This window comes from Lacrimispora sp. 38-1, from assembly GCF_049890855.1.
Classification (GTDB): domain Bacteria; phylum Bacillota; class Clostridia; order Lachnospirales; family Lachnospiraceae; genus Lacrimispora.
In genome coordinates, this window is the sequence record NZ_JBANEW010000053.1 from 204176 (window position 1) to 222812 (window position 18637).

Sequence of the window (18637 nt, forward strand, 5' to 3'; positions counted from 1 at the left end):
GGGACTGTCACACTTTAATTCATCTGCTGCATGGCGGACATCATAAGCTGCATGGTTTCCAGGCGTGACTGCTGTTCCGGCGGCATGAAGTTCTTTAGTTGCTCAAAGGGCATCCTGCCAAATGGATTGTTCTGCCGGTGGGAATTGCCGGAACGGTTTTGTCCGTCGGAATGAGTCTGGTTTTGTGACTGGGATTGCGGCTGTGCCTGTGCCTGCAGCGGAATTGTAGAACTGGGGACAACTTCCGAATAGGCGTTTGCCAGGTTAAATCCCTGGAAAATGTTGATAAATAAATCAATTAAATCCTGCTCTGAAGGATTGGCATAAGGCTTGATGGTGTTTAACATTTCGATGGGAGAGTCAGACCGCTCCTTTTCACCTACAGAGCAGATTCCCATAGCTGCCACTTCATCATCCTCAAATAAGTTTATGGTACGCTGCAGTTCCCTGAATTTGACAAAGGTGGAGATAAAACGTTGCTGGGGAACATTCATATAAGGCAGGGCAGCCTTCATCATATCAAGATGATTATCGCCGATACGGGAGTCTAATTCATTTGCATGGACATTTTGATCGTTATTCATTTCAAGAGATCCTTACTTTTCTTGTTGACAATATATGCAGCCGCATATATTAGTATTACAGGAGAGTGATATATATGAGAAACCGATTAATCATAGATGGAAATGCAGTTTACGAAATTGATGATGAATGCATGAAACAGAAAGAAAACAGAAATACCCAGGAAGGCACAATGAATCAGGCTTCTTTTACAAGACCGGGGCAGGAGAAAGGACAGAGCCGGGGGTAAACGTAAACAGGACCCGAACCAAAGATGGTTCGGGTCCTGCTTTATGTTTTGTTTAGCAGCCGAATCCGCCGCCACATCCGCCGCCGAAGCCACAGCCGCCGCAGCAGAACAGAAGAATGATGATCCAAATCCAACTGCCACAACCATCATTTCCACAACCGCCACAACCGCCACAACCGTTGCCGCATCCGCCGCCGAAGCCATTACCGCCGCAGCAGCACAGAAGAAGGATAATCCAGATAATATTACAACCGTTATTACCGCATCCTCCGTTGTTGCAATCGCATCCGCATCCACAGTTAGTTGCTGCCAGATCACTCATATTGGTTCCTCCAAATAATTTGTTTACACTGTAAGTGTATGAAAGTCAGCTTGCCACTGTTTCCATTTTTTCTGAAAAATTTTAGATTTGATATGATTGAACTTAAAGAAATGTTGTGTATAATTAGTAGCAACAGGATTAAAAGGAGTAAAAGATGGAAAAATTATATTATGAGAGACCCTACGTGAAAAAATTTGAAGCAGAGGTAGTTGAGTGCAGGCCGGATAAAGATGGAAAATATCTGGTTCGGTTAAACAGGACAGCCTTTTACCCTGAGGGGGGAGGGCAGCCGGCGGATACAGGAACGTTGGGAGAAGCCCTTGTCTGTGATGTCAGGGAGCGGCCGGAGGGAATCGTTCATATTACGGACAGGCCCATTCCGGAAAAGACGCTGGTAACTGGAATCCTGGACTGGGAGAGAAGATTCAGCCATATGCAGAATCATTCCGGAGAGCATTTGCTTTCAGGCGTGGTACATAAGCATTACGGTTATGATAATATAGGATTTCATATGGGCAAAGACGAAGTGACCGTTGATTTTAACGGAACTTTGACCATGGAGCAGTTAGAAGAAGTGGAAGCAGAGGTCAATGAACTGATCTGGCAGAATATACCGGTTCTTGAGACTTATCCTTCAAAAGAAGAGCTGGATGCTCTTGATTACAGAAGCAAGAAGGAATTAAGCGGACAGGTCCGGATTATTGAATTTCCGGGAGCGGATGTATGTGCCTGCTGCGGAACCCACGTAATGACTGCAGGAGAGATCGGCATCTTAAAAGTTACAGGTCTGGCACGTTATAAAGGCGGGGTGAGAGTGTCACTGCTGTGCGGCAGGGAGGCACTGCTTGATTACCGGAGAAAATTAAAGACTGTCCAGAACATTTCCGTATTATTATCGGCAAAGCCGGACAGCGTGTCCGATGCGGTTTCAAAGCTAAAAGAGGATGGAATCAGGAAGGACGGTGATTTAAACCGCCTTACCAGAGAGCTGTTTGTACGAAAGGCGGCAGAATATCCGGAATCGGACGCCCCTTTGCTGGTACTTGAAGAGAATCTTATGCCGGTGCAGCTAAGACAGTTCTGCACGATGCTGTATGAAGAAAAAAAGGGCAGCATCGTATTGGTATGTTCCGGGGAAGAAGGTCTGTATCAGTATGCAGCAGGAAGCAGCACGGCAGATATGCGGGCACTCAGCCGTCAGTTAAATGAAAGATTAAATGGACGCGGTGGCGGTAACACCCTGTTGGCGCAGGGAACCTTCCAGACATCGTTTCAGGAAATTCAGAAAGTGTTTAAAGAAGAGCTTTAAGAGGAGGATTGAATGGAATTAAATGACAGCACAATAAAAAAAATACGCTGGTTGATTGTATTTACTGTGGTTGCCGTAGTAGCAGGTATTAATTATAGAAGTTTATTTGCCCTTCTTGTACGGGCAGTTGCGATTCTTACCCCTTTTTTGTTAGGAGGTGTCATGGCATTTGTTTTAAATGTTCCCATGCGCGCAATAGAAGGGGTCCTGCCGGTAAAAAAAGAAAGTCAGTTTCGCCGTCCCTTAAGCCTGTGCCTGACCTTTTTGTTTGTAATCGGAATTTTACTTCTGGTTATTTTTGTAGTCATGCCCCAGTTGTTTGATACAGTCTTAAGCCTGCAGTACAGTTTACCCGTTTTTTGGAACGGAGTAAAGGCAGAGGCAGAAAAGCTGTTTTCCCAATATCCGGAAATAGCAGATTATATTAACAACATCCATATTGACTGGAAATCTTATCTTGAGAAGATTGTCCAATTTTTATCTGTTGGCGCCGGAACGGTATTATCTTCCACCATATCTGCAGCTTTAAGCATAATAAGCGGAGTAACCACCTTTGCAATTGGTCTGGTGTTTGCAGTTTATATTCTTTTACAGAAGGAAAATTTATCCAGGCAGATAAAAAAACTTATGAAAGCATTTCTTCCTGACCATGCATCTGAGAGAATTTTGGAAATATTAAGTCTTGCCAGTCGTACCTTTTCCAATTTTCTTGCAGGACAGTGCGTGGAGGCAGTCATACTTGGAAGTATGTTCTTTATCACATTATCGGTATTGCGTCTTCCGTATGCACTACTTATTGGAGTGCTGATTGCGTTTACCGCGCTGATTCCTATGTTCGGGGCATTTATCGGCTGTGCAATCGGGGCCTTTTTAATGCTGATGGTAAAACCCTTTGATGCTGCCCTGTTTCTCATCATCTTTTTCGTTCTGCAGCAGATTGAAGGAAATTTCATCTATCCTCATGTGGTGGGAAATTCGGTTGGTCTTCCTGCCATCTGGGTTCTGGTTGCGGTAACCATAGGCGGCAGCGCCATGGGAATTGTGGGGATGCTGATTTTTATCCCGCTTTGTTCCGTCTTATATGCTGTTTTAAGAGAAATCGTGAATAAAAGAATTTGGGCGAAAGAACGCTTAAAACGTGGAAAAACAGTGAAACAGTAAGAAAAAAAGGATATCCGGAAGACGAATACAGTCGTTCGGATATCCTTTTTCGGTTAATCAAGGTCAGCGTGATAAACCTGATCCGGGGTGTGAATGTCAATGGCACTTAAATTAAACTGATCTTCAAAGATCTGAATCTTGTACTCAAAGAAAATTTCATCTGTTTTTTTAGACATAAACACGTAAGCTCCCGGCTCCCTGCTTTCAATTTCATCACAGATCTCATCGTAGATTTCCTGCCCGTTTACCGGTGCGTCATATCCGGTGTTACGTATGGCTTCTTCGATTGCCTGATAGAATTCTTCCATAATAAAGTACCTCATTTCTGGTTCATATTGTACATCTGCTATTATAAGCAATCTTTTCCAATGCCGCAAGAATTACTTGAATCTTATTTGAGAGGGTGTATAATAGGACAGGAATAAAAGGGAGGTAATGGAAATGGATTTATTATTCAGACCTAGAAGACTCAGAACATCTGAATCCTTAAGAAAGATGGTTCGGGAGACCAGAGTATCCAGGCAGTCCCTTGTTTATCCGCTGTTTGCGGTGGATGGAGAAGGCATAGTAGAAGAGATTCCTTCTATGGAAGGACAGTATCGATATAGTGTGGACCGGCTGAACGTTATTCTTGATCAGCTTATATCTGCGGGAATTAACAAGGTGATTCTGTTTGGAATACCGGCATCAAAGGACAGCTGCGGCAGCCAGGCATATGATGATAATGGAATTGTGCAGCGTACCATCCGGTACATCAGGGAATTCTATCCCTCTGTTTATATCATAACTGACGTGTGTATGTGCGAATATACATCCCACGGACATTGTGGGATTTTAGATGGAGAGTATGTGGATAATGACCAGACTCTGGAATACCTAAACCGCATTGCAGTCTCTCATGCAAACGCGGGTGCTCATATGGTGGCTCCGTCTGATATGATGGATGGAAGGATCAGCTCCATAAGGCGGGCTCTTGATGAAGCAGGGTTCGTGAATGTTCCGATTATGGCATATTCTGCCAAATATGCTTCTGCTTTTTACGGACCGTTCCGGGAGGCCGCCGGGTCGGCACCTGCCTTCGGAGACCGCAAAAGCTATCAGATGGATTACCATAACAGGAAGGAAGCGTTAAAGGAAGTGGAGCTTGACGTGGCCGAAGGTGCGGATATCGTAATGGTGAAACCGGCTCTTTCCTATCTGGATATCATTCGTGAGGTAGCAGACCGTACAGATGTGCCTGTGGCAGCTTACAGTGTGAGCGGAGAGTATTCCATGATCAAGGCTGCTGCCAAAGCCGGTTATATGGATGAAGAAAAAACAGTGTGTGAGTCAGCAGTGAGCATCTTTCGTGCAGGGGCAGACATTCTCATTACGTACTTTGCCATAGACCTTGCCCGTTATATGGATGAAGGAAAAATCGGATAATTTATGATATGGGCAGGATGAGGTTTACAGCCCCTTCTCCTGCCGTATTCTTTTGATATCATCAAGAAGCAGGGCTGAGACACGAAGACCGCCTCTTCCTGTACCTAAGTCAATGTCTGGCTTGTTGGTTCCGTGAAAGTCAGAGCCGCCGGTAGGAAAGAGCTGGTATTTTTTTGCGAGTTTTTTTAACTTTCCGCTTTCATATTGATTATTGGAAGAGTGGTATACCTCCAGACCGTGAAGTCCCAGTTGTTTTAAAAAGGAGACCAGTTCTTCCGTTTTTTTGTCTCCCAGGTGATACTGGTAAGGGTGGGCGAGAACAGGTGAAGCGTTACAGTCTCCCAGTAGTTTCATGGCATGCTCCGGTGTGATTTTTTCCTTCCTGGGACAGTAAGGGCCATGATAGCTTAAATATTTTTTAAATGCCTGCTCCATGCTTGTGACATAACCTTTTTCCAAAAGGATACGGGCAAAATGGGCCCGGGTAATGACTGTATCAGGATTTCCGGCCTGCACTTCCAGGAGCGTGATATCAATTCCGGCATTTTGAAACCGGTTTATCATTTCCAGGTTCCTTTTTATGCGGATCTCTTTTAAATTGTCAGTCTCTGCAAGAAACTTTTTATCAGTCAGATCGACATAAAGCCCTAAAATGTGAATTTCCTCTTCCAGATAAACACAGGAGAGCTCGATGCCGGGAATGACTTCCAATGGCAGATTTTCTGCTGCTTTCTGTGCTTCGGGGATGCCTTCTATTGTATCGTGGTCTGTAAGCGCAATTGCCGAGAGTCCCTTTTGTGCTGCCAGTTCTACGACTCTGGCAGGTGTGAAGGTGCCGTCTGAAGCATTTGAATGAACGTGAAGATCGACAAAATTCATAGTAACCTCCGAAATGAAATAGTTTATTAATACTATAGTAACATGTTTTTTTAGTTCTGTAAAATGTAGAATTTACGCGAAAAATAATTAAGAAAATTCATAAAAACGTAATAGCATTTCCCACAAAGTATGGTATACTACTCAGTGTAATGCTACATAATCATGTAAAAAGGTGAAGTAAATGAGTCAGGATGATAACAGACAAAGAAGCGGGGGAAGAACCTATTCCTCCCAGAACGGAAGCAAAAGAAATACGCCGAATTCAGGCAGAAGGACAAGCCAGTCTTACAGAGGGGGCAGCTCCTATCAGCAAAGGCGTGGGAAGAAGAGAAGAAGAGGGCCGCAGTACGGCATTACGAAGATTCTGCTGGCTGCTGTTTTCGCTGTTGCCTCCGTTATCAGTGTTATGGCTGCTGTTAAGTATATTGGGGGTCATAAGACGAAGGAGACAGATGTGAATTCCACGACAGTCTCTGAGACCCAGCTGAAAAAAGAGGTACATGTAGAAGGAATTTCAATTACAGGTTTATCAAGGGCTGAGGCAAAAAAAACCATAGATCAGTCACTTGGCTGGGGGATGAAAGTTACTTATCAGGACGAAACCTATGAACTGAAGAATTTTCTGGACAGCAGAATTGATACTCTGCTGGAGGAGATTTACAGCAAAGATGCGAAAGAAGAGTATACCATTGATACCGAGGGCCTTGAAGATGACGTAAAGACTGAGGTAAAAGCCATTGCGGCTAAGTGGGATGTACCCGCTAAGAATGGTTCTATTTCCGGCTTTGATAAAAGCACCGGGAAGTTTGTTTATTCCGGGGAAGAAAAGGGAATTGCCGTTGATCAGGACAAGCTGACAGCCGATATTCTTGCACAGATTAAGGCGAAGAATTATAAGGCTTCTGTTTCTGCTCAGGTGAATGAAACTGCTCCTGAAATTACAGAAGAGCAGGCAAAGGCACTGTATAAAGTGATCGGGACCTATACGACGACGACCACCACAAACAGCGACAGGAATAAGAACATCGAGCTTGCTTCCACTGCACTGAATGGCCTGATTCTGCAGCCCGGAGAAGAGTTCTCTTTTAATAAGACAACTGGTGAGCGTTCCTCTGCAAAGGGATACCGCCCGGCTGGAGCTTATTTAAACGGAGTGCTGATTGAAGAGCCGGGAGGCGGTGTATGCCAGGTTTCTTCTACACTGTATAATGCAGTTGTTTTTGCAGGACTGACAACCACAGAGCGCCATGCTCACAGTTATGAACCTTCCTATGTTACCCCTGGTGAGGATGCCATGGTAAGCTTTGGCGGACCGGATATGAAGTTTATCAATAATTCTTCCAGCGCCATCGCGATCAGGACCAGTTTTGCTGACCGCAAGCTTAAGATTTCCATAGTAGGTATCTCGATACTGGAAGATGGTGTGACATTGTCAATGACCTCCCAGAAGACAGCGGAGTTAGATGCTCCGGCGCCAATTTATGAAGAGGATCAGACCATGCAGCCGGGAGAGGAAAAAGTCATTAAGCAGGAAACCAAGGGAAGCCGCTGGGTAACTAATCTGGTGACTAAAAAGGATGGTACTGTGGTAAGCGATGAATTCTTCCATAACAGTACGTACCGCGGCAAGCCCGCCACAATCAAGCGCAATACATCCGGTGTTGTGGTACCTGCCACAGATCCGTCAGCATCAGTACCGGAGAACAGTCAGGGCAGTACCCAGACTACGGCGGCAACAGGGAATGGTCCGGGAGTGAATGCGGAGACAACCCCGCAGGCACCGGCACAGGAAACCCAGAACACTGCGGCAACCCAGACGGAGACGGAAGGAACCACTGCTGACAATACTCAGACTGTGATTCAGCCCAATCCCATGAGCCAGTAGTAAAATCGTGTAAAATAGACAGTGTCAGACGCGTTTTTCCAATCTGATGCTGTCTTTTTTTAAATTGTTTTGAAAATAATACTTTATTTTCCAGTTTTAATATTTGCTTTTTGTTGAATAATTGTTATAATAATGTCAGGTCACTTTCCCCTAAGGGGAACCAAATTATACAAATATTCACATTTGCAGGAGGAAATCAAGAATGGCAAGAAAAATGAAAACCATGGATGGAAACCATGCAGCAGCACATGCATCCTATGCATTTACTGATGTAGCGGCAATCTATCCTATAACCCCGTCTTCACCTATGGCAGAAGCTACAGATGAATGGTCTACAGACGGAAGAACCAATATTTTTGGCCAGACAGTGCACATTACAGAGATGCAGTCTGAGGCAGGTGCCGCAGGTGCGGTTCACGGTTCCTTGGCAGCTGGTGCTCTGACTACCACCTATACAGCTTCCCAGGGTCTGTTACTCATGATCCCTAATCTTTATAAAATTGCCGGCGAGCAGTTACCTGGCGTTATCAATGTATCTGCACGTGCTATTGCAAGCCATGCCTTATCAATCTTTGGTGACCACTCTGATGTTTATGCTTGCCGCCAGACCGGCTGTGCTATGATGTGCGAATCCAGCGTACAGGAAGTTATGGACTTAACTCCGGTTGCTCATATGGCAGCTCTTGAGGGTAAAGTACCATTTATTAACTTCTTCGATGGTTTCCGTACTTCCCACGAGATTCAGAAGATTGAAACATGGGATTATGAAGACTTAAAAGAGATGGTAAATATGGATGCAGTTGATGAGTTCCGCAGTCATGCATTAAATCCAAATCATCCATGTCTGAGAGGTTCTGCTCAGAACCCTGACATCTTCTTCCAGGCAAGAGAAGCATGCAATCCGTACTATGATGCACTGCCTGCAATTGTTCAGAAATATATGGACAAGGTGAATGCAAAGATCGGTACTGATTACAGACTTTTCAATTACTATGGCGCTGCAGATGCAGATCATGTAATTATTTCCATGGGCTCTGTTAATGATACAATTGAAGAAACCCTTGACTATTTAGTTGCAGCAGGCCATAAGGTTGGTGTCGTAAAAGTACGTCTTTACAGACCATTCAGCGCACAGGCTCTGATCGATGCAATTCCTGATACAGTTAAAACTATTTCTGTTTTAGACAGAACAAAAGAACCAGGCTCTTTAGGCGAACCGTTATACTTAGATGTTGTTGCGGCTTTAAAGGGAACAAAGTTTGATCAGGTTAAGATCCTTACCGGACGTTATGGCCTTGGTTCCAAAGACACTACTCCAGCTCAGATCGTAGCTGTTTACGAGAACAAGACAAAGACTCCGTTTACCATCGGTATTGTGGATGACGTAACTCACCTTTCTCTTGAGACAGGAGCTGAGATCGTCACTACTCCAGAGGGTACTTCTAACTGTAAGTTCTGGGGTCTTGGTGCTGACGGTACCGTAGGTGCCAACAAGAACTCCATTAAGATTATCGGTGATAATACTGATATGTACGCACAGGCTTACTTCGATTATGATTCCAAGAAGTCCGGCGGTATCACGATGTCTCACTTACGTTTCGGACATAAGCCGATTAAATCAACCTATTTAATCCGCAGAGCTAATTTCGTAGCATGCCACAATCCTTCCTATATCCGTAAGTACAATATGGTTCAGGAACTGGTTGACGGCGGTGTGTTCTTATTAAACTGCCCATGGGATCAGGAAGGTCTTGAAAAGCACTTACCTGGACAGGTTAAGAAGTATATTGCTGAGCACAACATCAAATTCTACACCATTGACGGTGTTAAGATCGGTATCGAAACTGGTATGGGTGCAACCCGTATCAACACCATTCTTCAGTCTGCATTCTTTGAACTGACAGGAATCATTCCTGCAGCAAAAGCAAACGAGCTTATGAAAGCTGCTGCAAAGGCAACTTACGGCCGTAAGGGTGAAGAGATCGTTCAGAAGAACTGGGCAGCAATTGATGCCGGTGCAAAGGGCGTTGTTAAAATCGAAGTTCCAGAGAGCTGGAAGAACTGCGAAGACGAAGGTCTTGATTATAAGAAGATCACAGATGGAAGACAGGATGTTGTTGATTTTGTTAACAACGTTCAGACAAAGGTCAACGCTCAGGACGGTAATTCCTTACCAGTATCTGCATTTGTTGATTATGTTGACGGTTCCACACCTTCCGGATCTGCTGCTTACGAGAAACGTGGTATTGCAGTAACCATTCCTCAGTGGAATCCGGACAACTGTATTCAGTGTAACTTCTGTTCTTATGTATGTCCTCACGCTGTTATCCGTCCAATCGCTTTAACAGAGGAAGAGGCTGCTAAGAAACCTGAGAACATGAAAGTTCTTCCAATGACCGGTATGCCAGGATATCAGTTCGCAATCACTGTATCTGCATTTGACTGTACCGGCTGCGGTTCCTGTGCTAATGTTTGTCCTGGAAAGAAGGGCGAAAAGGCTCTTACCATGGTTAACATGGAAGCAAACTGTGATGTAATGCAGGAAACATTTGAATATGGTCAGACTCTGCCAATCAAGCAGGAAGTTATTGATAAATTCAAAGAAGCAACTGTTAAGGGCAGTCAGTTTAAACAGCCTCTTCTTGAGTACTCAGGAGCATGTGCAGGCTGCGGCGAGACACCTTATGCAAAATTAATCACACAGTTATTCGGTGACAGAATGTACATTGCAAATGCAACTGGATGTTCTTCCATCTGGGGTAACTCTTCACCTTCTACACCTTACACTGTAAATGCTAAGGGACAGGGTCCTGCATGGGCTAACTCCTTATTCGAGGATAATGCGGAATACGGTTATGGTATGCTTTTAGCTCAGAATGCGATCAGAGAAGGATTAAAGAATAAAGTAGAAGAAATCTGCAATTCCGATAAAGCATCTGATGAAGTAAAAGCTGCATGCAAAGAATATTTAGACACATTCAATGTCGGTGTTACCAATGGTTCTGCATCCGATAAACTGGTTGCAGCATTAGAGGGAGTTGACTGCGAATTATCCAAAGCTGTTGTGAAAGGAAAGGATTTCCTTGGCAAGAAGTCTCAGTGGATCTTTGGTGGTGACGGCTGGGCATATGATATCGGTTTCGGCGGTGTTGACCACGTTCTTGCAAGCGGTAAGGACATCAACATTATGGTATTTGATACTGAGATCTATTCCAATACAGGTGGTCAGTCTTCCAAGGCTACCAAGACTGGTGCAGTAGCACAGTTCGCAGCTGGCGGAAAAGATACGAAGAAGAAGGATCTTGCAAGTATTGCCATGAGCTATGGTTATGTATATGTAGCACAGATTGCTATGGGTGCTGATTACAATCAGACTGTTAAGGCAATTGCAGAGGCAGAAGCATATCCGGGACCATCCTTAATTATCGCATACGCTCCATGTATCAGCCATGGTATCAAGAAGGGTATGTCAAAGGCACAGACAGAAGAGAAGCTTGCTGTTGAGTGCGGATACTGGAATAACTTCCGTTTCAATCCTGCTGCTGAGAAGAAGTTCTCCTTAGACAGCAAGGCTCCTGCACTGGAAGGATACCAGGAATTCTTAAAGGGTGAGGTTCGTTACGCATCCTTAGCTATGAAGAATCCTGAAAGAGCAGCTGAATTATTCGGTAAGAATGAGGACGATGCAAAAGCAAGATTTGAATATCTGCAGAAGCTGGTTACTTTATACGGAAATGAATAATTGAATTACTGATAAAAAAAGGTGCACCCGGTTATCCGGGTGCATTTTTTTTGAGAAGTAGTGAAAATACCATTAGAAATCTTCCAGTATCCTTATAACAAATGCAGGATGATTGATTTCAGACAGGCACTGAGGATTGTTCGCGGAATAAACTTACTATATAACGATAATAAAGAGGAATTATATGGGAATCATTTATTATATGAGAAATGATACAAATAAAGATCAAAGTCCCGATTCTAATCAGGAAGTTAATAAACCCCAGTCAGATTCTGGGACTGAAACAGACAATCAGAATTCTTCTGTGATAACTGTATTTCCTAAGCCAATAATACCATGTTACTTCTGTAATAACAGTGAATATGGACTGGTGAGGTTTCTGAATGCAGCCGCCGGTTATAATCCATTTCAGATCTATATTAATAAACAGCTTGCAGTGAATGGACTGGATAATGGGGATATGAGCCAATACGGGAGAGTTTCAGCTGAAACGCAGACGGTGACAGTGGAAGGAGAAAACGGATATGTTTATATAGAAAAACAAATAGAAGTTCCTGTGGGGCAGGCAATTACAGTAGCAGTTATCAATTCAGATTCCGGTCCTGATATTATGGAGATTATGGATATGTACTGCAATGGGGGGATTAGCACAGGGTGCTTTCGGGTTTGTAATTTGTCTATTACTAATCGAAAAGTGAACGTCTTTTTAAATGGCGGAGTACTTACATTCAGGGAAGTGGATTATAAGGAGGTTACGGGTTTTCAATACCAGAAAACAGGTTTTTATCTTGTTTCGGTAATGAACAGCAGTACCCAGAGTGAAAATATTCTTCTTTCTTCTAATATTTATATCAGAGGAAATGCCTCTTATACATTATATGTTTTTAACTGGAGCATTACAATAAACGCGATTCGGATTCTGATTGTTGAAGATAGAAAAAATTAATGAAATATTTTCCAGCCTCCGGTTGACAAATCGGAGGCAATCTGCTATATTAAGTGTATTAAAAGTGTTAGTACAGTTAAGAAAGAGGTGAACTATGATTCTGCTTGATTATAAAGACCGCAGACCTATTTACGAACAGATTGTGGAAAAATTAAAAGACCTTATGATTTGCGGAGTTCTGGAACAAGACAGCCAGCTGCCCTCTGTAAGAAGTCTGGCCACTGATTTGTCCATTAATCCTAATACGATTCAAAGAGCTTATACGGAGCTTGAACGGAGGGGATTTATTTATTCTGTAAAAGGAAGAGGCAGCTTTGTAGCAGATACCAGCTCCATTCGTGCTTTGAAAACCAGTGAATTAAAGAATAAGCTTGGCGGCTGGGTCGAAGAGGCAAAAAGGGCCGGTTTAAAAGAGGATAAAGCCCATTCATGGCTGGCAGAGGAATGGGTGATGGAAGGATCTAAATCAGGGGGAGGAGCAGAAGAATGATTCAGGCAGAGAATTTGACAAAACGATTTGACAGCATTATGGCATTGGACCATGTGAGTGCTGAGATAAAAGATGGGAATGTATTTGGTCTGATTGGAACCAATGGAGCCGGAAAAAGTACTTTTTTAAGGCTGCTAAGCGGAATTTTAAAGCCGGATGAAGGTACCGTAACCATAGATGGAGAGTCTGTTTTTGAAAATGAGAGTGTAAAAAAGAAATTTTTCTATATTTCAGACGATCAGTATTATTTTAATAATGCGACTCCCAGGGACATGATGGAATTCTACAGCAAAGTTTACCCGGAATTTGACCGGAAGCGTTTTGAAAGTCTGATTGGTAATTTCGGTCTTGAGATGAGAAGAAAGGTGCATACCTTCTCAAAAGGTATGAAGAAGCAGCTGTCTGTGGCCTGCGGCATCAGCGCCAATACAGATTATTTGTTCTGTGATGAGACATTTGATGGTCTGGATCCGGTTATGCGACAGGCAGTAAAGAGTATTTTTGCAAATGATATGGCGGAAAGAAATTTAACTCCTATTATTGCTTCTCACAATTTAAGAGAGCTTGAGGATATCTGTGACCATGTAGGCTTGCTGCATAGAGGCGGTATTTTACTATCCAGAGATTTAGACGATTTAAAGCTGAATATTCATAAGGTTCAGTGTGTTTTAAAAGATGGTATGACAGAGGCGGATCTGGCGTCATTAGACCGGATTAAGACTGAGACGCGGGGAAAGCTTTATACCATGACAGTGCGGGGAACAAAGGAAGCGGTTATTGGAATGATGGAGTCACTCCAGCCGGTATTCTATGAGATTATTCCCTTATCGCTGGAAGAAATATTTATAAGTGAGACGGAGGTGGCAGGATATGACATCAAAAAGCTTATTTTTTAATCTGATAAAGGAAGATGGAAAGCGCAGGCTCTGGGCAGTGACTCTTGCATTTTTGATGTTTTTCTTTTCCCTTCCGGTAGCCATAGCCATGATTATAGGAGAGTTCTTGAAGCAGGAGGAAAGCCGGGCATTTATGATCTCTGAGTTAAGGGATTTGCTGGGATTTCAGAATGGCTGGATTGCATTCCTGATGATTGTTTTATCTATCATAATGGGGGTTACAAGTTTTTCTTATCTCCATTCCAAACAGAAAGTTGACTTCTATCATGGTATTCCCGTGAACAGAAAACACTTATTCTGGGCCAATTACATGAATGGTATATTAATTGTAGCAGCAGCTTACGGAATCAATTTAATTCTATCCCTCGGTGTTATAGCGGCTTATGGTATATCTCCTGCAAGTCTTATGGGCTCTGTGGTTTCAGGTTATTTGCTTTATCTGCTGCATTATTCCATGATATATGCCGTTACGGTCCTGGCGATGATTATGACAGGCAGCGTGATCGTGGGTATACTCGGAACTGCAGTGTTTGAAGGTTATTTTACGCTTTTACTTATGATTATACAAGGATGCTATGGACACTTCTTTGTTACCAGCTATAAGAGTGGAGAAGAGTTATTCCTCCCGTTTCTGATGAAATCTTCTCCTTATGCAATATTTATTTCTAATATAGTTGCTGCTAGAAGGGGATCAGACGGACTCCGAGGGTTACAAATTATACTTGTGGCTGTATTATTTATCATATTTACCTTTCTTTGTCTGCTTTTGTACAAGAAAAGGGGTTCCGAGTCCGCGAAAAAGGCAATGGCTTTTAAAATCAGTATGCCAATTATCCGGATTCCCATTGTTGTTTTATCGTCTCTTTCCGGATGCTTCTTTTTCTGGCTGATCCGTTCGGATTTTGGTTGGGCAGTGTTTGGACTGCTTTGCGGGATGTTCTTATCTCACTGCGTTATTGAAATTATATATCACTTTGATTTTAGAAAATTATTTTCCCACTGGAAACAGATGATTGCTTCCGCTCTTGTGGCAGCGTTGATATTTGCCAGTTTTCAGCTTGATCTGTTTAAATATGACAGCTATATTCCGACGGAGAGTTCCATAGACTCCATTGCGGTTTCTCTTACAGATAAAAATTATTGGGTTTCCTATGGAGATGTGAGCCAGGATCTTCAGGGAGAGTATCAATGGGAATATCAAAGCTCTGATCACTATATTTTCGCTCACATGAATCTCAAGAATCATACCCCGGTTCTGTCCATGGTGAAAAAAGCAGTTAAAAATAACAGGGGGACGGATTGGAAAGAGCTTAGTTCTTCCAACTGGGATGAAGAGGGAATGTGGCATGATTTTTCTGTGAAATACACCTTGAAGAATGGAAAAAATGTTTATCGCAGTTATTCCTTAAGAGATGCAGATATGAAAGAAGAACTGACTCAGCTATATGAAGATCCGGATTTCATTCAGGCTGTGTATCCTATTTTCAGTCAGACGGCTGAAAACACATCTGCGGTAAGAGTCAGCAGAGGATCACAGTCCAGTATTGTGAGCCGTGATAAGAACGGTACAGATAAGGCTATGACGGAAAAACTGCTTCTCGCATACCAGAAGGATTTTGGACAGTTAAAAGTGGAGACTATGAACAATGAAAATCCAGTGGCTTCCATACAGTTTATGACTAAGAAGCAGGCTGAGGCGGACAGCACAAGAGAGGAAAATCAAAATTCCTGGCAGTATAGTGATGTGACTTCCAGAGGGTTTTATCCGATCTATCCATCCTTTAAAAATACTCTTGAATTATTAAGAGAATGCCAGCTTGATGTAGACAGCTGGACTTCCTTTGAGGGAATGAAAGAAATTAATTTTGATTTGAGCCTGTATTCTGAGTATGAAAAAGAAAGTTACGAAAACAGCAGTGCCAGGTATTATACGATCACTGATCCCCAGGTGATTACTCAAATTATGAGTCAGGCAGCAATTGAAGAGTATGTGGGCATGAACCCATTTGGTATGTCGAACACAGAACGGATCAGTTTTTCCGCTGTCAGCAGCGCACTTGGCAGCCGCAGTGAGATCCAGTATACAGTGCCTTTAAAACTGCTTCCTGATTCGGTAAGAGATGCAGTCAAACCAAAATGAGCAGTGTGAAATCAGACTTTCATTGACTTTTTCTTCCAATAAAGTTACAATAGTAGGAGCAAAAGTCAAAGGAGGAATCACGGATGGCATTTTTTGAAGAGCTGGGAAAGACACTTAGTGATACCGGCAAAGAGGTTGCAACGAAGGCGAAAGCATTGACTGAGACGATACAGCTGAAGACACAGATCGGTGCAGAAAAGACTAAGCTGGAAGAGGCTTATGCAGTCATCGGAAAACTGTATTATGAAGACAACAGTGAGCCAAAGGAAGCTTATACTAAGGCTTATGAAACTGTCAGAGCCAGCCGGGCAAGAATTGCCGCTCTGGAGATTGAATTGACCCAAAGCGAAGGCAGCCGTATCTGCGCAGAGTGCGGAGCCAAGGTTCCGAAAAGTTCCCTGTATTGCGGAAAATGCGGAGCGCCTGTGAAAGAAGCTGCTGCTGATCCTGTTCCAGAAGAGACGGATGAGAAGGAACAGACTGCATCGGCAGAGGAAGTAAATGTAACTGCAGGCATCAACGCTGTGAATGATGACGTGTTTGAACCTACGGAAGAACAGGAATAATAACGAGGGGCCGGACTTGATCCGGTCCTTTTTAAATTTATTTTTTTGAAAAAGGTATGTAAATTTGCTGTAAAATGTGATAGACTAAACCCGGTCAGCAAACGAGTTTAGAAAATGAGGTATACTATGAAAGCTTATATCAGATGGCTTTGCAGGCTCCTGGCTCTTTCTGCAGGTATTAATATTGTGATTGAGCTGGCAAGCAGGAAGTCATTGTTTAATCTGGGTTCTTATATAGGAAATAGTTTTTTAATTTTTTTACTTAATACTTTGATCATCCTACTTCCTTTTACAGTCATATTTATTACAAGGCGGAAAGCATTTGCCTGTTTTTTAATAACTTTTATTTGGATTTTTATGGGAATTGTAAACGGTATACTTCTGATTTTCCGTACAACGCCATTTACAGCAGCGGATTTACGATTGGTGAAGTATGCCATGAGTCTTGCTACGGTTTACTTTACCTGGATGCAGATTATTTTCATGGGTGTGGCAGGAGTAGTTGCAATTATTTTACTGGTGGGAGTCTGGAAAAAAGCACCGGTCAGTCAGGAGAAGACACGGGTTGGTTCCGGTATGGCTGTAATATTTTTAAGTACCGTGCTGGTACTTGGTATTACCAGCGGAGCCATGAAGTGCGGACTTGTGGCTGTTCACTTTGGTAATATCGGTCAGGGCTTTAAAACCTATGGATTTCCTTATTGCTTTTCCAATTCCGTTTTTAATACCGGTATATCAAAGCCGGAAGGATACGGATCTGAGACACTGGAGACCATTCAGTCAGAGGAACTGGTGCCTGAGAATACTTATGCAATTACAGAGAACACCAAACCCAATGTGATTATGATTCAGCTGGAATCGTTTTTTGATCCTTCTTTGTGGAAAAATAACCCGGTGACGTATGATCCCATACCTTTTTTCCACCAGCTGCAGAAAAACTATCCGGGCGGATATATAAGTGTTCCTTCTGTTGGAGCAGGAACAGCCAATACTGAATTTGAATCCATAACAGGCATGAATCTGGACTTCTTCGGACCAGGTGAGTATCCATATAAGACAGTTCTTAAAAAAACATCCTGTGAGAGTACTGCGTTTGATTTGAAAAATCTGGGTTATACGGCTCACACCATTCATAACAATGAAGCTACCTTTTATGACAGAAACAGGGTATTTGCCCAGCTGGGATTTGATACATTTACTCCCATTGAATATATGAACAATATTGAGCGCAATCCTACTGGCTGGTGTAAGGATAAAATTTTGACCGGGGAGATTATAAAGACGTTAGACTCCACGCCTGGGCCGGACTATATCTATACCATATCGGTGCAGGGACACGGAAAGTATCCGAATTTTGAATATTACTGCCAGCAGATCAGCGAGATGGATCAATTTATACGGTCACTTGTTAATACTTTAAGAACCCGCAAAGAACCTATTGTACTGGTGATGTATGGAGATCATCTTCCGGGTTTTGAATGGAGTGAGGACGATATGAAGAATCACTCTCTGTTCCAGACGGAATACGTCATCTGGAATAACATGAATCTGCCAGTGGTTAAAAAGGATGTGGAGGCTTATCAGATTTCTTCTCACGTCCTTAATATGCTGAATATCCACGAAGGTACCATGATCCGGTTTCATCAAAAATATTTAAATGGTGAAAATACAGACAAGGAAAAATATTTGGAGGACATGAAAAACCTGGAGTATGATATTCTTTATGGAGAACATGAAGTTTATGGCGGAGAAACTCCATACCAGAAAACCAATTTGAAGATGGGAACAGATAAGATAAAAATTGATAAGGTGGTTTACAATGATTCCAATCTGCTGATTTACGGAGAGAATTTCACTCCTTATTCTAAAATATGTTTTGACGGAAAAGAGGCAGATACCACGTTTGTGTGGCCTCAGCTGATTATAGCGAAGGATATTCCTGAAAAGAAGATCAATAACAGCGAAATATCTGTGTGGCAGATCGGAAGGGACAAAGTTCCCTTAAGTGAGGATGGAGTTTATCATCTGGGGTGGTCTGATTAAAGAGAGAGAGGGGGTTCCTCTC

General features: G+C 42.9%; 16 protein-coding genes. 12 read left to right on the forward strand and 4 right to left on the reverse strand.

Translation table 11 applies throughout. The features are described from left to right. Window positions 1–14: 14 nt before the first annotated feature. The gene (locus V7D18_RS13640) at window positions 15–584 is read right to left on the reverse strand and encodes a hypothetical protein (protein WP_426154820.1); all 570 of its coding nucleotides are present in this window, start codon (window positions 582–584) and stop codon (window positions 15–17) included. Window positions 585–658: 74 nt separating this feature from the next. Here V7D18_RS13640 and V7D18_RS13645 point away from each other — a divergent pair, with 74 nt between their 5' ends. Then, window positions 659–811 (forward strand): hypothetical protein, encoded by a 153-nt coding sequence (locus V7D18_RS13645; RefSeq protein ID WP_426154821.1) that lies wholly within the window; start codon window positions 659–661, stop codon window positions 809–811. 52 nt (window positions 812–863) lie between these two features. Here the strand turns inward: V7D18_RS13645 and V7D18_RS13650 are convergent, their stop codons facing one another. Then, window positions 864–1133 carry a hypothetical protein gene (locus V7D18_RS13650; RefSeq protein ID WP_426154822.1) on the reverse strand — a complete coding sequence of 90 codons (270 nt, stop codon included), beginning with the start codon at window positions 1131–1133 and terminating at the stop codon, window positions 864–866. A gap of 154 nt (window positions 1134–1287) precedes the next feature. On the opposite strand from V7D18_RS13650, the gene V7D18_RS13655 reads away from it, so the two are divergent. Together V7D18_RS13655 and V7D18_RS13660 are read left to right on the forward strand one after the other, a co-directional pair. Continuing rightward, window positions 1288–2442 (forward strand): alanyl-tRNA editing protein, encoded by a 1155-nt coding sequence (locus V7D18_RS13655; protein ID WP_426154823.1) that lies wholly within the window; start codon window positions 1288–1290, stop codon window positions 2440–2442. Window positions 2443–2454: 12 nt separating this feature from the next. Continuing rightward, a complete protein-coding gene (locus tag V7D18_RS13660) occupies window positions 2455–3603 on the forward strand; it encodes an AI-2E family transporter (RefSeq protein WP_426154824.1) in 1149 nt (382 codons plus the stop codon). Window positions 3604–3656: 53 nt separating this feature from the next. Here V7D18_RS13660 and V7D18_RS13665 read toward each other — a convergent pair whose 3' ends face one another. After that, complete coding sequence (locus V7D18_RS13665; protein WP_426154825.1) at window positions 3657–3911, reverse strand: hypothetical protein; 255 nt, start codon at window positions 3909–3911, stop codon at window positions 3657–3659. A gap of 133 nt (window positions 3912–4044) precedes the next feature. On the opposite strand from V7D18_RS13665, the gene hemB reads away from it, so the two are divergent. Continuing rightward, window positions 4045–5028, forward strand: a complete 984-nt coding sequence (gene hemB, locus V7D18_RS13670; RefSeq protein WP_426154826.1) for a porphobilinogen synthase — start codon at window positions 4045–4047, stop codon at window positions 5026–5028. A 24-nt stretch (window positions 5029–5052) separates the two neighbouring features. Here the strand turns inward: hemB and V7D18_RS13675 are convergent, their stop codons facing one another. Continuing rightward, the gene (locus tag V7D18_RS13675) at window positions 5053–5907 is read right to left on the reverse strand and encodes a PHP domain-containing protein (protein WP_426154827.1); all 855 of its coding nucleotides are present in this window, start codon (window positions 5905–5907) and stop codon (window positions 5053–5055) included. Window positions 5908–6088: 181 nt separating this feature from the next. Between V7D18_RS13675 and V7D18_RS13680 the strand changes: the two genes are divergently transcribed. The 8 genes from V7D18_RS13680 to V7D18_RS13715 all read left to right on the forward strand — a co-directional run bounded on the left by V7D18_RS13680 (window position 6089) and on the right by V7D18_RS13715 (window position 18615). Next, window positions 6089–7792 (forward strand): VanW family protein, encoded by a 1704-nt coding sequence (locus tag V7D18_RS13680; RefSeq protein ID WP_426154828.1) that lies wholly within the window; start codon window positions 6089–6091, stop codon window positions 7790–7792. Window positions 7793–7994: 202 nt separating this feature from the next. Next, complete coding sequence (gene nifJ, locus V7D18_RS13685; RefSeq protein ID WP_426154829.1) at window positions 7995–11534, forward strand: pyruvate:ferredoxin (flavodoxin) oxidoreductase; 3540 nt, start codon at window positions 7995–7997, stop codon at window positions 11532–11534. Window positions 11535–11718: 184 nt separating this feature from the next. Next, a complete protein-coding gene (locus V7D18_RS13690) occupies window positions 11719–12480 on the forward strand; it encodes a DUF4397 domain-containing protein (protein ID WP_426154830.1) in 762 nt (253 codons plus the stop codon). 94 nt (window positions 12481–12574) lie between these two features. After that, on the forward strand, window positions 12575–12970 hold the full coding sequence (locus tag V7D18_RS13695) for a GntR family transcriptional regulator (RefSeq protein WP_426154831.1): 396 nt from the start codon (window positions 12575–12577) through the stop codon (window positions 12968–12970). Continuing rightward, the gene (locus V7D18_RS13700; protein ID WP_426154832.1) at window positions 12967–13866 is read left to right on the forward strand and encodes an ABC transporter ATP-binding protein; all 900 of its coding nucleotides are present in this window, start codon (window positions 12967–12969) and stop codon (window positions 13864–13866) included. Before V7D18_RS13695 ends, V7D18_RS13700 begins: the two co-directional genes overlap by 4 nt. Further along, window positions 13841–16006 (forward strand): DUF6449 domain-containing protein, encoded by a 2166-nt coding sequence (locus tag V7D18_RS13705; protein WP_426154833.1) that lies wholly within the window; start codon window positions 13841–13843, stop codon window positions 16004–16006. Before V7D18_RS13700 ends, V7D18_RS13705 begins: the two co-directional genes overlap by 26 nt. An 83-nt stretch (window positions 16007–16089) precedes the next feature. Next, entirely contained in the window at window positions 16090–16572 is a 483-nt protein-coding gene (locus V7D18_RS13710; protein ID WP_426154834.1) for a zinc-ribbon domain-containing protein, read from the forward strand. Between the two features lie 126 nt (window positions 16573–16698). After that, on the forward strand, window positions 16699–18615 hold the full coding sequence (locus V7D18_RS13715; protein WP_426154835.1) for a sulfatase-like hydrolase/transferase: 1917 nt from the start codon (window positions 16699–16701) through the stop codon (window positions 18613–18615). Window positions 18616–18637: the final 22 nt, after the last annotated feature.

What these genes read in the sequence shown, in the direction of transcription:
- V7D18_RS13680 (WP_426154828.1), top strand. Translation starts at nt 6,089, where the DNA reads ATGAGTCAGGATGATAACAGACAAAGAAGCGGGGGAAGAACCTATTCC.
- V7D18_RS13695 (WP_426154831.1), top strand. Translation starts at nt 12,575, where the DNA reads ATGATTCTGCTTGATTATAAAGACCGCAGACCTATTTACGAACAGATT.
- V7D18_RS13645 (WP_426154821.1), top strand. Translation starts at nt 659, where the DNA reads ATGAGAAACCGATTAATCATAGATGGAAATGCAGTTTACGAAATTGAT.
- V7D18_RS13650 (WP_426154822.1), bottom strand. Translation starts at nt 1,133, where the DNA reads ATGAGTGATCTGGCAGCAACTAACTGTGGATGCGGATGCGATTGCAAC.
- V7D18_RS13705 (WP_426154833.1), top strand. Translation starts at nt 13,841, where the DNA reads ATGACATCAAAAAGCTTATTTTTTAATCTGATAAAGGAAGATGGAAAG.
- hemB (WP_426154826.1), top strand. Translation starts at nt 4,045, where the DNA reads ATGGATTTATTATTCAGACCTAGAAGACTCAGAACATCTGAATCCTTA.
- V7D18_RS13665 (WP_426154825.1), bottom strand. Translation starts at nt 3,911, where the DNA reads ATGGAAGAATTCTATCAGGCAATCGAAGAAGCCATACGTAACACCGGA.
- V7D18_RS13710 (WP_426154834.1), top strand. Translation starts at nt 16,090, where the DNA reads ATGGCATTTTTTGAAGAGCTGGGAAAGACACTTAGTGATACCGGCAAA.
- nifJ (WP_426154829.1), top strand. Translation starts at nt 7,995, where the DNA reads ATGGCAAGAAAAATGAAAACCATGGATGGAAACCATGCAGCAGCACAT.
- V7D18_RS13675 (WP_426154827.1), bottom strand. Translation starts at nt 5,907, where the DNA reads ATGAATTTTGTCGATCTTCACGTTCATTCAAATGCTTCAGACGGCACC.
- V7D18_RS13715 (WP_426154835.1), top strand. Translation starts at nt 16,699, where the DNA reads ATGAAAGCTTATATCAGATGGCTTTGCAGGCTCCTGGCTCTTTCTGCA.
- V7D18_RS13660 (WP_426154824.1), top strand. Translation starts at nt 2,455, where the DNA reads ATGGAATTAAATGACAGCACAATAAAAAAAATACGCTGGTTGATTGTA.
- V7D18_RS13690 (WP_426154830.1), top strand. Translation starts at nt 11,719, where the DNA reads ATGGGAATCATTTATTATATGAGAAATGATACAAATAAAGATCAAAGT.
- V7D18_RS13700 (WP_426154832.1), top strand. Translation starts at nt 12,967, where the DNA reads ATGATTCAGGCAGAGAATTTGACAAAACGATTTGACAGCATTATGGCA.
- V7D18_RS13655 (WP_426154823.1), top strand. Translation starts at nt 1,288, where the DNA reads ATGGAAAAATTATATTATGAGAGACCCTACGTGAAAAAATTTGAAGCA.
- V7D18_RS13640 (WP_426154820.1), bottom strand. Translation starts at nt 584, where the DNA reads ATGAATAACGATCAAAATGTCCATGCAAATGAATTAGACTCCCGTATC.